The 13,295-nt window shown below is 59.1% G+C and carries 14 protein-coding genes; 10 read left to right on the forward strand and 4 right to left on the reverse strand.

The window, feature by feature from the left end:
• Window positions 1–137: 137 nt before the first annotated feature.
• On the reverse strand, window positions 138–578 hold the full coding sequence (locus tag GOV88_RS08935; protein ID WP_171126349.1) for an ATP-binding protein: 441 nt from the start codon (window positions 576–578) through the stop codon (window positions 138–140).
• Between the two features lie 31 nt (window positions 579–609).
• A complete protein-coding gene (locus tag GOV88_RS08940) occupies window positions 610–948 on the reverse strand; it encodes an STAS domain-containing protein (protein ID WP_171126348.1) in 339 nt (112 codons plus the stop codon).
• A 102-nt stretch (window positions 949–1,050) separates the two neighbouring features.
• Between GOV88_RS08940 and GOV88_RS08945 the strand changes: the two genes are divergently transcribed.
• Both GOV88_RS08945 and GOV88_RS08950 read left to right on the forward strand, forming a co-directional pair.
• Complete coding sequence (locus GOV88_RS08945) at window positions 1,051–2,223, forward strand: acetyl-CoA C-acyltransferase (protein ID WP_171240189.1); 1,173 nt, start codon at window positions 1,051–1,053, stop codon at window positions 2,221–2,223.
• A gap of 59 nt (window positions 2,224–2,282) precedes the next feature.
• Window positions 2,283–2,735: a GAF domain-containing protein gene (locus GOV88_RS08950; RefSeq protein ID WP_171124426.1), complete on the forward strand. Its 453-nt coding sequence runs from the start codon at window positions 2,283–2,285 to the stop codon at window positions 2,733–2,735.
• Window positions 2,736–2,771: 36 nt separating this feature from the next.
• Here GOV88_RS08950 and GOV88_RS08955 read toward each other — a convergent pair whose 3' ends face one another.
• Window positions 2,772–3,161 (reverse strand): SHOCT domain-containing protein, encoded by a 390-nt coding sequence (locus GOV88_RS08955; protein WP_171124683.1) that lies wholly within the window; start codon window positions 3,159–3,161, stop codon window positions 2,772–2,774.
• 116 nt (window positions 3,162–3,277) lie between these two features.
• On the reverse strand, window positions 3,278–3,610 hold the full coding sequence (locus tag GOV88_RS08960; RefSeq protein ID WP_371808226.1) for a DUF1294 domain-containing protein: 333 nt from the start codon (window positions 3,608–3,610) through the stop codon (window positions 3,278–3,280).
• A gap of 57 nt (window positions 3,611–3,667) precedes the next feature.
• Here GOV88_RS08960 and GOV88_RS08965 point away from each other — a divergent pair, with 57 nt between their 5' ends.
• The 8 genes from GOV88_RS08965 to GOV88_RS09000 all read left to right on the forward strand — a co-directional run bounded on the left by GOV88_RS08965 (window position 3,668) and on the right by GOV88_RS09000 (window position 13,161).
• Window positions 3,668–4,237 (forward strand): XRE family transcriptional regulator, encoded by a 570-nt coding sequence (locus tag GOV88_RS08965; RefSeq protein WP_171211150.1) that lies wholly within the window; start codon window positions 3,668–3,670, stop codon window positions 4,235–4,237.
• Complete coding sequence (locus GOV88_RS08970; RefSeq protein ID WP_171240190.1) at window positions 4,238–4,861, forward strand: LysE family translocator; 624 nt, start codon at window positions 4,238–4,240, stop codon at window positions 4,859–4,861.
• Window positions 4,862–4,865: 4 nt separating this feature from the next.
• Window positions 4,866–5,246 (forward strand): GFA family protein, encoded by a 381-nt coding sequence (locus GOV88_RS08975; RefSeq protein ID WP_171240191.1) that lies wholly within the window; start codon window positions 4,866–4,868, stop codon window positions 5,244–5,246.
• 15 nt (window positions 5,247–5,261) lie between these two features.
• Window positions 5,262–7,709, forward strand: coding sequence for an FAD-dependent oxidoreductase (locus GOV88_RS08980; protein ID WP_171240192.1), 2,448 nt, complete (start codon window positions 5,262–5,264; stop codon window positions 7,707–7,709).
• Window positions 7,709–8,761: a zinc-binding dehydrogenase gene (locus GOV88_RS08985; RefSeq protein WP_171126450.1), complete on the forward strand. Its 1,053-nt coding sequence runs from the start codon at window positions 7,709–7,711 to the stop codon at window positions 8,759–8,761. The genes GOV88_RS08980 and GOV88_RS08985 overlap by 1 nt, the downstream gene beginning before the upstream one ends.
• Before the next feature lie 14 nt (window positions 8,762–8,775).
• Window positions 8,776–9,669 (forward strand): homocysteine S-methyltransferase family protein, encoded by an 894-nt coding sequence (locus GOV88_RS08990; RefSeq protein WP_171240193.1) that lies wholly within the window; start codon window positions 8,776–8,778, stop codon window positions 9,667–9,669.
• Between the two features lie 4 nt (window positions 9,670–9,673).
• Window positions 9,674–10,618 (forward strand): GlxA family transcriptional regulator, encoded by a 945-nt coding sequence (locus GOV88_RS08995; protein ID WP_171124414.1) that lies wholly within the window; start codon window positions 9,674–9,676, stop codon window positions 10,616–10,618.
• Window positions 10,619–10,707: 89 nt separating this feature from the next.
• The gene (locus GOV88_RS09000; protein ID WP_171240194.1) at window positions 10,708–13,161 is read left to right on the forward strand and encodes an FAD-dependent oxidoreductase; all 2,454 of its coding nucleotides are present in this window, start codon (window positions 10,708–10,710) and stop codon (window positions 13,159–13,161) included.
• The last annotated feature ends 134 nt before the right edge of the window (window positions 13,162–13,295 follow it).

The raw sequence follows: 13,295 nt of genomic DNA on the forward strand, positions 1-13,295 counted from the left end.
ATCAATGGGAAGTTCCTCGGCGCCGTTCACTGGGTGGGGGCTGTGACACTGGACGCCGAGGGAAGCTATCTGAGCTACGAGAATCACTATGCCCTTTGTTTGCGGCGTGACCATGGTTTGATTGTGGCGATTTTGGGTCAGCCGGAGTCTGGAAAATCGAACCGAAGCGACAGCCTGTTGCAGCCCCCTTTGCGCTCATATCGGATGTCGCTGGTCAATTCATGGATCAGGAACCAGCCAAACCCACCCTCGGGCAATTCATCAATCGTTTCGCCCAATGCTGCAGGAATGCCTTCGGGAATACAAAACCCTGGCAGAGGCATGCCGGTGTCGGAAATCAGGATGTCGAGCCAGTTCTGGTGAAAGCGGCAATGTACCTGCACCCGGGCCGGGGTTATCCCGGCATACGCATGTTCGACCACGTTGTTGATAGCCTCTGCCAGCGCGATTTTCACGTCACCGGCCTTGTGACCGGGCAGGCCCTTTTCTTCTAGGCACAAGCTCAACCTGGCGATGCCAAGGCTGGCTTCTGCTTCTGTCGCGACAAAACTCAAATCCAGGCAGTTACAGTTACTCATTGGTGTCGTGCCAATTCCGTTGAGCGGCTGGTTAGTCTGTGGGGGCGGACAGCGCGTCGTCCAGCGACGCAAACAGCTTGAAAACCGTATCCATGCGCGTCAGCCGAAATACCTTTTCGACAAAGGGATGCAGTCCGGCCAAATCCAGCCTGCGACCATTGCCGAGCTGCTTCATCGCAGCGACGATGGCGCCAAGACCGCTGGAATCAATGAACTCTACATGGGTCAGATTCAGAATGACCCGCGCATTGTCACCTTGAGCTTCGTTCCTCATGTCTTCCTTGAACTGGATGGCCATGGCTGCATCTATCCGGTCTGAATGAACCGTGATGATCTGTGTGCCGCCCGTTGTTTCGCTGGTCAGGCTCATGCGCGATGATCCTTTAAACTGAAATTCAATCGTAGAAATACGCTAGACGGCAATTCTTACCATTCGGTATCCATCAATCCGGAAAACAGGAGGAGCACCCCGATGAATCATGTTGTTATTGCAGGCGCGGCCCGGACACCCATGGGCGGATTTCAAGGCGTGTTTGACGGTGTGCCAGCGGCCGATTTGGGGGGCACTGCCATTCGCGCTGCGTTGCAAGGGGCCGGAACCCAGACGGTAGACGAGGTTCTGATGGGTTGCGTTCTGCCCGCTGGTCAGGGGCAGGCACCGGCGCGGCAGGCCGGGTTTGCGGCGGGTCTGGGCGAAGACGTCCCCGCCACTACGCTGAACAAGATGTGCGGCTCTGGCATGAAGGCTGCGATGATGGCATTCGACCAGATCGCGCTGGGACATGCGGACACGATGGTCGCGGGTGGGATGGAGAGCATGACCAACGCCCCTTATCTGTTGCCGAAAATGCGCGGCGGGGCCCGGATCGGGCACGGGCAGGTGGTTGACCACATGTTCCTTGATGGATTGGAGGATGCCTACGACAAGGGTCGGCTGATGGGCACCTTTGCCGAGGATTGTGCGGAAGCCTACCAGTTCACCCGCGAAGCGCAGGATGAATATGCGCTGCAGTCCCTGTCCAATGCTCTGGCTGCACAGGAAAGCGGGGCGTTTTCGGACGAGATCACCCCGGTCGTTGTCCCGACCCGCAAGGGTGAGGTGCAGCACGCCGCGGACGAACAGCCGCAATCTGCCCGACCCGAGAAGATACCCACACTGAAACCTGCATTCCGCAAAGATGGGACCGTGACGGCAGCCAACTCATCCTCGATCTCGGATGGCGCGGCTGCGCTTGTGCTGGCGTCCGAGGATGCGGCCAAAGATCAGGGGCTGACCGTACGTGCGCGAATTCTGGGCCATGCCAGCCATGCTCAGGCGCCGGGGTTGTTCACAACCGCACCTGTCCCCGCCGCCCAGAAATTGCTGTCTAGGATCGGATGGTCCAAGGATGACGTCGATCTGTGGGAGGTGAACGAAGCCTTTGCTGTTGTGTCGATGGCATTCATGCATGAAATGGGCTTGCCGCGTGACAAAGTGAACGTAAATGGCGGGGCCTGTGCATTGGGGCACCCGATCGGCGCTTCGGGCGCGCGCATTATAGTGACGCTTTTGAATGCGTTGGAAAAGCGCAACCTGAAACGGGGTGTCGCGGCGATCTGCATCGGTGGCGGAGAAGGCACCGCGATCGCGATCGAACGTGTTTGACCCATGGGCGGTTTCGGCATAGGTGGCGTAGCAAGACGACCTATGCCGGACAATCCAAGATGACCGTTGATTACGACCTGCTGGCGAAAACCATCTCAGCCCTGACCGAAGGGGAAACTGACGCGGTCGCGCTTATGGCAACCGTCGCGTGCGAGGTGCATCATTCCGACGACCGGTTCGACTGGACCGGGTTTTACCGCGTGACAGAACCGGATGTTTTGAAGATCGGCCCGTATCAGGGCGGTCACGGATGTCTGGTTATCCCGTTCGAGCGGGGAGTCTGTGGCGCCGCCGCGCGCACGGGCGAGGTGCAGCTTGTGCCCGACGTGGACGCTTTTCCCGGCCATATCGCCTGTGCATCGACCACGCGGTCAGAACTGGTCTTGCCGGTGCGAAACGCGTCAGGCGACATCATTGCCGTGTTTGACATCGACAGCGATCAACCGGACGCATTCACGCAGCAGGACGCGGATGCGCTTGGTGCAATTCTAAGTTCCGTTTTCGCGAGTTAACTCCGGCAAGTGCGGCACTGGCCGGAGCATTATTTGTTACGCGCTGAGGATCTTGGCTTTTTGGGCTGCGAATTCTTCGTCTGTCAGAACGCCCTTTTCCTTTAAGGCGGCAAGACGCTCCAACTCGTCCGCGGTGGATACCGTCGCGACGGATCGGATATAATCCTTCTGTGCTTCTTCGATTTTATTCATCGCCTCGACATTGTGTTCATGCATCTTTTCGCCTCGTGCGATCAGATAGGACAGAACCCCAAGCCAGGGAACAAGGATAACAAACGCGATCCATGCGGCCTTGCCGAAACCGCTCAGGTCTTTTGAGCGGAACACATCGGCCACCACCGAAATCATTACCCAGAACCAGGCTACCATCAGGAATAGCCAGAAGATCGACCACACTATGTCGAAAAACCCGATGCCATTTTCCATGTCTCTTCCAACCCTTTGCCAATATCAGATTATTTCAGGAATTCAGTAACTACGTCAGTGTAGCAGACAGTTTCCTCTTTGGCTGCGGATAATTTTTGATTGAAAGTTCGCGTGTGTCAGGGTGGGAAGTGGGTGGCCAGAAAGTACAGAACAGCACCCTGCAGACCGAGCACCAGATAGAGGTAAATTGAAAACCGTCGCTTGCGGGTTTTGTGTTGGAAAATCCAGCGTCCCAAAACCGCGCCCGGTGCCCCGCCGATCAAGGCGAGCCATAGCAGTTTGGCCTCGGGCACGCGGGTTTTGCGACGTTTGGCGCGCAGTTTGTCCCATCCAAATGCCAGCAGGGTCAGCAGGTTAATGACCCAAAGATACGCAACTGCAATCCACATATCCGACGAATAAACAATCCCCGTCAGACACCCAAGTGAAAAAATGCTTGGAAATTTCACCGACTCAGGTCATCGTGAAAAAGTCACTAAAATTTTCACGAACAACCGGAGCACCACGTGAACAGCCAAGCCCCAAACAGGTCGACTCTTGGCGCGGATATCCGGGCATTGCGCAAAGCGCGGGGTCTGACCCTGACCGAGATCGCGGCGCGTCTGGAGCGTTCGGTTGGATGGCTCAGCCAGGTCGAAAGGGACAAGTCCGAGCCGTCGATCTCGGACCTGCGCCAGATCGCCGAGTGTCTTGGTGTGCCGATGTCGATGTTGTTCGCACATTCAGCCGCACCGGCGGACGAACAGGGGTATATTGTGCGCGCTGGTTCACGCCGTCCTATGGGATCGGGTGAGGAAGGTTTGATCGAGGAATTGCTGTCACCTGATCTGACCGATGATTTCGAAATGGTGCATTCCACGTTCGAACCCCGATCACAAATGCAGACCCCCGCTGATCGTCCCACGCAAGAGGTCGGCTATATGGTGTCCGGCCGTTTGGACCTGACGATCGGAGGACGGCAGTTCTCGGTCGGGCCGGGGGACAGTTTCCGCATCAAACATGAGCCCTATCAATGGGCCAACCCTTATGATGAGCCCGCCGTGACCGTCTGGGTCATCGCGCCACCGGTGTATTGAATGAGCTTCGAAGCCTGGACCATATTCGCGCTGTTTTGGGTGGTGTTCGTGACTACTCCGGGGCCAAACGCGGTGAATTGTATCTCGAACGGGATGAGCCTGCCGTTTCCCAAGGCAATGCTGGGGGTGTTGGCGATCCTGACGCAGGCCAGCGCGTTTCTGATCCTTTCGGCGCTGGGCATAACGGCGCTGATTGCGGCCTCTCCCACAGGGTTTTTCATCGCCAAGCTGATCGGCGCGGGGTTCCTGATCTGGATGGGCATCCGCGGTTGGATCAATGCCAGCAAGCCCGCGCCTGTGTCCGAGCGGCCAGCGCGCCATGTCTATCTGCATGCGTTGGCGGTGGCGACGATCAACCCCAAAAGCGTGGCCGGGTATCTGGCAGCGTTTTCTCAGTTCGTGCAGCCGGACGTGCCAGTCTGGCTGCAGATGGGGGTGATCATGCCGACCGCACTGATCATCACAACACTCAGCTATACCGGGTTCACCCTGTTGGGTGCGCTGATGGGCAAAGCGGCCTTGGGGGCTGTGTTCAACATCTGGGTCCGCCGCGTAATGGCGACCTGTTTCATCATTTACGGCGTGCTGCTGGGCACCAGCTCAACGCCAGCACCAAGGGGGTAAAGACATGCACACCGGTTCCTGCCTTTGCGGCAAGGTTGCGTTCAAAATTGTCGGAGATCTCACGCCGCCAAATGCCTGCCACTGCGGTCAATGCCGCAGGCAGTCGGGGCATCTTTGGGCCTCAACCGTCACGCATCAGGACAACCTCAGCTTTACCGCCAGCGATACACTGGGTTGGTATCGCGCCTCGGATATCGCCAAGCGCGGTTTTTGCAGCGCCTGTGGCTCGTTCCTGTTCTGGCAGCACAATGACGAGGACACGATTGCGGTTTCAATGGGGTCTCTGGACGAGCCCACTGGCTTGAAACTCGCTCGGCACATCTTTGTCGCTGACAAGGGCGATTATTACGACATCCAAGACGATCTGCCCCAGCGGGCACACTGACAGAGGAGCAAGACCATGAGTGATTTTCCAACCAAGGCCCGTGTGGTCGTTATCGGCGGTGGCGTTGTCGGCTGTTCGGCCCTGTATCATCTGGCCAAGAAGGGCTGGACCGACTGCGTTCTGCTGGAAAAGAATGAGCTGACGGCGGGCTCGACTTGGCACGCGGCGGGGAACGTGCCGACCTTTTCGACCTCGTGGGCGATCATGAACATGCAGCGCTATTCGACCGAACTGTATTCGCGGCTGGCCGATGAGGTCGACTATCCAATGAACTACCACGTCTCGGGCTCAATCCGTCTGGCGCATAGCAAAGAACGGATGCAGGAGTTCGAGCGTGCCATGTCCATGGGTCGCTATCAGGGCATCCCGATGGAGATGTGGACCGCGGAAGAGGCCAAAGAGCGCTATCCTTTCCTTGAAACCCATGACCTTGAGGGTGTGCTGTACGACCCCACCGACGGCGACATCGACCCGGCGCAGCTGACGCAGGCGCTGGCTAAAGGCGCGCGGGATTTGGGACAAAAGATCATCCGCTTCTGTCCGGCGACTGGCGTGACTCAGCGCGACGACGGCATGTGGACCGTTCACACCGACAAGGGCGATATTGCCTGTGATTACGTGGTCAATGCCGCCGGATACTATGCGCAGCGCGTGGGCGAATGGTTCAAACCCTTTGGTGGGCGCACCGTGCCTGCCATGGTCATGAGCCATCAGTACCTGCTGACCGACGAGATTCCGGAAATCGAGGCGTGGTCGAAGGAAAACGGCGGCAAGCTGCCGCTGCTGCGCGACGTGGATATCTCGTACTATCTGCGGCAGGAAAAGAACGGCTTCAACCTTGGCCCGTATGAGCCCAACTGCAAGGGTCATTGGATGAGCGAAGACGATCCGATGCCCGAGGATTTCAGCTTCCAACTGTGGAACGACGATCTGGACCGGATCGAGGACATCGTCACCGACGCGATGGAGCGGGTGCCGTTGATGGCAACCTCGGGCGTGGGTCGGGTGATCAACGGACCGATCCCCTATGCGCCCGACGGGCTGCCGCTGATCGGGCCGATGCCCGGTGTTCGAAATGCGTTCGAGGCGCACACATTCACCTTCGGTATCGCGCAGGGTGGTGGCGCTGGCAAGGTGCTGGCCGAATGGATCGTCGATGGCGCGACCGAATGGGATATGTGGGCCGTCGATCCGCGTCGTTACACCGACTACACCGATCAGGACTACTGCAACCAGAAGGGTATTGAGGTCTACGGCAACGAATACGCCATGCATTTCCCGCATCACGAATGGCCTGCGGCGCGCGACAAGAAGCTGTCTCCGGTTCATGACAAGATCAAGGAACTGGGCGGGGTTATGGGTGCCTATAACGGCTGGGAACGCGCCAATTGGTTCGCCAAGCCGGGCGACGACACCTCGCTGGACGCGACGCATACATGGGGCCGATCCGGCCCGTGGGAGCAGCGGATCAAAGAAGAATGCGAGGCCGTCCGCGACCATTGCGGCGTGCTGGACTTGCCGGGTTTCTCGCGCTTCATGGTCAAAGGCGAAGGCGCGGCCGAGGCGCTGCGCGGGCTGGTAACGGGTGGTCTGCCTAAGGTGGGCCGGATTAATCTGGTCTATATCGCCGACGACCGGGGGCGTATCCTGACCGAGATGTCCTGCTTGCGCTTGGGTGAAGATGAGTTCGTCATGATCACAGCCGCCACCGCGCAATGGCATGACCGGGACATTCTGGTGAATGCGATGCCCTCTGGTATCAGTGTCGAGGATGTCACCACGACGCGCGACACGCTGATCGTCACCGGGCCGAAGTCCCGGAACATTCTGTCGGGGGTGACCGATGCCGAACTGTCGCTGGGCTGGTTGACCCATCAGGCTGCCACGGTGGCCGGAAAACCTGCCTATCTGATCCGCGTATCCTTCGCGGGCGAACTGGGGTGGGAGATTCACGCCCTGAACGACGACATGCCCGCGATCTATGATGCGATCCTTGAGGCTGGAGCCACGCCGTTTGGCATGTATGCGCTGAACTCGCTGCGGATCGAAAAAGGCTACCGCTCATGGAAGGGCGATCTGTCGACCGATTACTCGCTGCTGGAAGGCGGGTTGGGGCGCTTCGTCAAACTGGACAAGCCGCAGGATTTCCCCGGCAAAGCCGCGATCCTGAACGAAAAGCAGCAGGGGGTGAAGAAGTCATTTGTGACTCTGACGGTCGAGGCCGGTGACTGCGACGCGCCCTACATGTCCTGCATCTGGCAAGGCGATCAGATCGTGGGTGAGACAACGTCCGGCGCATGGGGTTACCGCGTGGGCAAGTCTATCGCACTGGGCATGATCAAGTCGGAACTGGCAAATCCGGGCACGGCGCTGGAGGTTGAAATCTACGGTCGAAAATACCCCGCCGTGGTACAAGAGGACCAACCGCTTTGGGATCCAGCCAACGAACGGCTTCGGGCCTGATGGCTGTGCCAAACGTCATGCAAGGCGTCTATCTGACCCACCATGGTGGACCAGAGGCGCTCGAATGGCGCGCGGATATCCCGGTGCCACAACCCGGACCCGGTCAAGTGCTGGTTCGGGTTGCTGCCGCCGGGGTGAACAACACCGATATCAACACGCGCGTCGGTTGGTATTCCTCGGATGTGACCGGTGCGACAGATGCGGTGGATCAGGAGGTCGACGCGGGCGGCTGGGGAGGCGCGCTGCACTTCCCACGCATTCAGGGCGGCGATCTGTGCGGCATAGTTGAACAGGCCGCGCCGGGCACGGGTTTCACCAAAGGCCAGCGCGTAACCTGCCCGATCAACCTACCGCGCCCACGCCCCGGCAACCCGACTGGCTTCATCGCTTTGGGGTCCGAGATTGACGGGGCCTTCGCGCAATATTGTCTGGTCGAGGCGTTTGATCTGTACGATGTGTCGGCATCACCCCTGTCAGATGTTGAAATCGCTGCCGTCCCCTGTGCTTTTGGCACGGCGGAAAACCTGCTGACCCGCGCAGGTGTGACTGCCGGGCACAAGGTTCTGATCACCGGAGCCTCGGGCGGGGTTGGTCTGGCCGCCGTACAACTGGCCCGGCTGCGCGGGGCGACCGTGTGGGGCGTCACCAGTCCTGCCAAGGCCGAGGTGGTGAGGGATCAAGGCGCGATTGATACGTTCGACCGAGGCGCGCCTTTGCCGAAAGACATGTTCGATGTGGTGATTGACGTGGTCGGCGGTCCCGCATGGCCCGATCTGATCCTGTCACTGAAGCCCGGCGGGCAGTATGCCGTCTCGGGAGCTATCGCCGGACCTATCGTTCAGGCCGACCTGCGCGATATCTATTTGCGCGACATCGCCATTCACGGCTGCACCCATCAGGCGTTCGAGGTTTTCGGCCGATTGGTCGAACTGATGAACGCCGGCCGGGTAAAACCATTGATCTCGAAAACCTATCCGCTAAGAGACATTGCCAAAGCGCAAGCAGACTTTCAGTCCAAGGCGTTTGCGGGAAAACTGGTTCTCATTCCCTGAGGAAAGGTATGGAAATGGCGGATATCACTCTGTTGGACGGCTCGATTGGGCAGGAGTTGGTCAAACGTGGCGGCGAAAAGCCTACACCTTTGTGGTCGACGCGGGTGATGATGGATCAGCCCGAATTGGTGGGGCAGGTCCATGCAGATTACTTTCGACGCGGCGCGACCGTGGCGACTACGAACACCTACGCTATCCACCGCTCGCGTCTGGTACGCGAAGGGATCGAGGATCAACTGCCCGCCCTGATCGACACGGCGTTGACGCAGGCGGAAGGCGCGCGACCTGCGTCGCGTGGGCGGATCGCCGGGGCGCTGGGGCCTCTGCTGGCCTCGTACCGGCCCGACCTGAAACCCGATGTTGAAGAGGCGGCGCTGAAATATGCCGAGCTGGTAGGTCTGATGAACGATCGGGTGGACCTGTTCCTGCACGAAACCGTGTCCTCGCTGCAAGAGGCCGAAGGCGCGCTGCGCGGTACGGAAAACGCGACCAAACCTGTTTGGCTGGCGCTGTCGGTGATGGACACTGACGGCACCCGCCTGCGCTCGGGCGAACATCTGGCGCAGGTCGCGCCGCTGGTGGATCGCTGTAAGCCGCAAGCAGTGCTGATCAACTGCACCCGCCCGGAATCAGTGATGCCCGCGCTGACGATCCTTGAAACGATGGGCCGCCCCTATGGGGCCTACGCCAATGGTTTCACCGGCATCACGCAAGAATTTCTGGAGGACGCCCCCACCGTTGATGCGCTGGAAGAACGTCATGACCTGACCCCCGAAGCCTATGCCGATTTCGCAATGTCTTGGGTCGAGCACGGGGCCACCATTGTCGGCGGCTGCTGCGAGGTCGGCCCCGATCATATCGAGGCATTGGCCCACGCGCTGCACGCCGCCCGACACAGGATCGTGTAGGGCGATGGCGACACAGCAGCATTTCGATATCCTCGTCGCCCCCGGCTATGTGCTGCTGGAACTGGCGTCGCTGGTCGAGGTGCTGCGTCTGGCCAACCGCGTCTGCCCACATCCGCCTTTTACCTATGCGTATAAGTCTCTGAAGGGCGGCCCGATCCATTCCAGCAGCGACGCGATGATCCAGACCGAGGCCGTCAGTGCCCAACCCAAGGCGGATTACTTGTTTGTCATTGGCAATACCGATCCCGATCACCCTGACCTGTCGTTGGGTCGCGTGGTGTCCGACTATACCTATCGCGGCGCGCAGGTGTTTCTGCTGGCCGAAGCCGCCAGTCGTTACATCGACGAACATGGCACCGAGGATATGGCGACCCATTGGGAGAATGCTTCGTTCCTGCGCGAACGCGGTGCCCGGTTCGAGGCCAAGCTGTCCATCGCCACCCAGCAAGGCGCTGTAGTGACGTGTGCGGGGATGGAGGCGACGACGGATGTGGCGCTGTCGGTGATAGGCCGTCACATCTCAGGGCCCGCCAAGATGACCGTGGCCGATATCATGTTGCACGAGAACATCCGCGATTTTTCCTCGATGCAGCCGTTTTCCGGCGCGCGCCTGACCGCCACCGGGGATGCCAAGCTGGACCTGTGCATCAAGCTGATGCAGGCCAATATCGAAGACCCCTTGCCGATCCATCAGATCGTCGAAGAACTGCACCTGTCCAACCGTTCGCTTGAGCGTAAGTTCAAGACTTTCTTCGGCACCACCCCAAACGGATTCTACCGCGAGATGCGGTTGGCCAAGGCCAATAACCTTCTTCTCAACACTACTATGAGCGTGCGCGAAATCGGCCTGGCTTGTGGATTTCCGAACGGATTTTCGTCTGTCTACAAAAGCTTTTTCGGCGTCACGCCGTTTGTTCTGCGCCGCGAAAAGCGCGTAGCACATCGGTGAAAATTACCGATATTGTGACGCTTTTAGCGCATTTATTGTCGATCTTCCATGCCAATTTGGCCCAAACCTGACAGTGCGGAGATTTCAGGATGGTTGATCTTCCCAACAAGGCCCGTGTGGTCATCATCGGCGGCGGCGTCATCGGATGCTCGGTCGCGTATCACCTGACCAAAAAGGGCTGGAACGATGTTGTCCTGCTGGAGCGCAAGCAACTGACCAGCGGCACAACATGGCACGCGGCAGGCCTGATCGGGCAGTTGCGCGCAACGTCGAACATGACCAAATTGGCGCGCTATTCGGCCGAGCTGTATCTGGGGCTCGAAGAAGAAACCGGCGTAGCCACGGGGATGCGTCAAGTCGGGTCGGTCTCGGTCGCGCTGACCGACGAACGTCTGGAAGAGCTTTACAGGAACGCCGCAATGGCGCGCGCCTTTGGCGTCCCGGTCGAAGAGCTGTCTCCGACCGAGGTGAAAGAGCGCTACGGGCATATCAATCTTGATGGTGTGACCGGGGGGGTCTGGTTGCCGACCGATGGCCAGGCCGATCCCGCCAATATTGCGCTGGCACTGGCCAAGGGTGCGCGTCAACGTGGGGCGATTGTTCAGGAACGGGTAAGAGTTTCCGGCATTTCTCGGCAGGGGAGGCGGGTCAATTCTGTGGAATGGGTCAGCGATGATGGCATGACGCAAGGCCATATCGAATGCGATATGGTCGTGAACTGCGCGGGTATGTGGGGGCATCAGGTCGGCCGCATGGCAGGCGTAAACGTGCCGCTGCACGCCTGCGAGCACTTCTACATCGTCACCGAAGGCATCGACGGTCTGACCCAACTGCCGGTACTGCGCGTGCCGGATGAATGCGCCTATTACAAGGAAGACGCGGGTAAAATCCTGCTGGGGGCCTTTGAACCTAACGCAAAGCCCTGGGCGAGGAATGGAATCCCCGATAGTTTCGAATTTGACCAACTGCCCGAGGATTTCGACCACTTTGAACCGATCCTAGAGGCGGCGGTAAACCGGATGCCGATGCTGGCCGAGGCGGGAATTCATACGTTCTTCAACGGGCCGGAATCTTTCACGCCCGACGACGCTTATCATCTGGGTCTCGCGCCCGAGATGGACAATGTTTGGGTCGCTGCCGGGTTCAACTCGATCGGTATCCAATCCGCCGGTGGTGCGGGTATGGCACTGGCCGAGTGGATGGACAGCGGAGAAAAACCCTTTGACCTGGGCGATGTAGATATTGGCCGGATGCAGCCGTTTCAGGGCAACAAACAGTATCTGTTTGAACGCTCCAAGGAAACGCTGGGCCTGCTCTATGCCGACCACTATCCCTATCGCCAGAAGGCGACCGCACGCGGGGTACGGCGTACGCCCTTCCACCATCACCTGCTGGAACAGGGTGCTGTCATGGGTGAACTCGCCGGGTGGGAACGGGCCAACTGGTTCGCCAACGCAGGTCAGGAACGCGAATACCACTACAGCTGGAAACGTCAGAACTGGTTCGAAAACGCGGCTGCCGAACACCGCGAGGTGCGCGAGAATGTGGGCATGTATGACATGTCTTCCTTCGGCAAAATCCGCGTTGAAGGGCCGGAGGCCGAGGCGTTCATGAACTATGTCGGCGGCGGCGATTACGCGGTACCCAATGGCAAGATCGTCTACACTCAATTCCTGAATCGCACAGGTGGGATCGAGGCGGACGTGACCGTCACCCGCCTGTCCGAGACCACGTATCTGGTCGTCACACCTGCCGCCACACGCTTGGCCGATCAGACATGGATGCAGCGCCACGCGGGTGCGTTCAACGTGGTCATCACGGATGTCACCGCAGGCGAAGGTGTTCTGGCCGTCATGGGTCCCAATGCGCGCACGCTGTTGCAAAAGGTCTCGCCTGCTGATTTCTCGAACGCGGCAAATCCGTTTGGCACCGCGCAACAGATCGAGATCGGCATGGGCCTCGCCCGCGCGCATCGCGTCACCTATGTGGGTGAACTGGGGTGGGAGATTTATGTTTCCTCAGACATGGCAGGCCATGTTTTCGACACCCTGTTTGAGGCCGGGCAGGATATGGACCTGAAACTCTGTGGGATGCACATGATGGACTCGTGCCGGATCGAAAAAGGCTTCCGCCATTTCGGCCACGACATCACCTGTGAAGATCACGTGGTCGATGCCGGGCTGGGCTTTGCTGTGAAAACCGACAAGGGCTGCGACTTCATCGGGCGCGAGGCAGTGATCGCACGAAAGGAAACCGGACCACAAAGCCGATTGGTTCAGTTCAAACTCACTGACCCCGAACCGCTGCTGTTCCACAACGAACCCATCCTGCGGGACGGTGAATATGTGGGTTATCTGAGTTCGGGCAACTATGGACACACGCTGGGTGGTGCCATCGGTCTGGGCTATGTGCCCTGCGCGGGTGAAAAGGCTGCCGATGTTTTGGCCTCAAGCTATGAGATCGACGTCTGCGGGGTGAAAGTCACAGCAGAAGCATCGCTGAAACCGATGTATGATCCAAAATCGGAACGCGTAAAAGTCTGACGCGCGGGAATAGGGGGCTCTGCCCCCGCCGCGGCAAGCCGCGACTCCCCCGGGATATTTTTGGCCAGATGAAGCAGGAGATCCACTCTTCATCTGGCCAAAAATATCCCGGAGCGCGAGGCAGAGCCTCGCAA

It is taken from the genome of Ruegeria sp. HKCCA5491 (assembly GCF_013034565.1).
In the GTDB taxonomy this organism is placed as follows: domain Bacteria; phylum Pseudomonadota; class Alphaproteobacteria; order Rhodobacterales; family Rhodobacteraceae; genus Ruegeria.

What these genes read in the sequence shown, in the direction of transcription:
- GOV88_RS08980 (WP_171240192.1), top strand. Translation starts at nt 5,262, where the DNA reads ATGAGTGATTTTCCAACCAAGGCCCGTGTGGTCGTTATCGGCGGTGGC.
- GOV88_RS08975 (WP_171240191.1), top strand. Translation starts at nt 4,866, where the DNA reads ATGCACACCGGTTCCTGCCTTTGCGGCAAGGTTGCGTTCAAAATTGTC.
- GOV88_RS09000 (WP_171240194.1), top strand. Translation starts at nt 10,708, where the DNA reads ATGGTTGATCTTCCCAACAAGGCCCGTGTGGTCATCATCGGCGGCGGC.
- GOV88_RS08990 (WP_171240193.1), top strand. Translation starts at nt 8,776, where the DNA reads ATGGCGGATATCACTCTGTTGGACGGCTCGATTGGGCAGGAGTTGGTC.
- GOV88_RS08935 (WP_171126349.1), bottom strand. Translation starts at nt 578, where the DNA reads ATGAGTAACTGTAACTGCCTGGATTTGAGTTTTGTCGCGACAGAAGCA.
- GOV88_RS08955 (WP_171124683.1), bottom strand. Translation starts at nt 3,161, where the DNA reads ATGGAAAATGGCATCGGGTTTTTCGACATAGTGTGGTCGATCTTCTGG.
- GOV88_RS08970 (WP_171240190.1), top strand. Translation starts at nt 4,238, where the DNA reads ATGAGCTTCGAAGCCTGGACCATATTCGCGCTGTTTTGGGTGGTGTTC.
- GOV88_RS08995 (WP_171124414.1), top strand. Translation starts at nt 9,674, where the DNA reads ATGGCGACACAGCAGCATTTCGATATCCTCGTCGCCCCCGGCTATGTG.
- GOV88_RS08985 (WP_171126450.1), top strand. Translation starts at nt 7,709, where the DNA reads ATGGCTGTGCCAAACGTCATGCAAGGCGTCTATCTGACCCACCATGGT.
- GOV88_RS08945 (WP_171240189.1), top strand. Translation starts at nt 1,051, where the DNA reads ATGAATCATGTTGTTATTGCAGGCGCGGCCCGGACACCCATGGGCGGA.
- GOV88_RS08940 (WP_171126348.1), bottom strand. Translation starts at nt 948, where the DNA reads ATGAGCCTGACCAGCGAAACAACGGGCGGCACACAGATCATCACGGTT.
- GOV88_RS08950 (WP_171124426.1), top strand. Translation starts at nt 2,283, where the DNA reads ATGACCGTTGATTACGACCTGCTGGCGAAAACCATCTCAGCCCTGACC.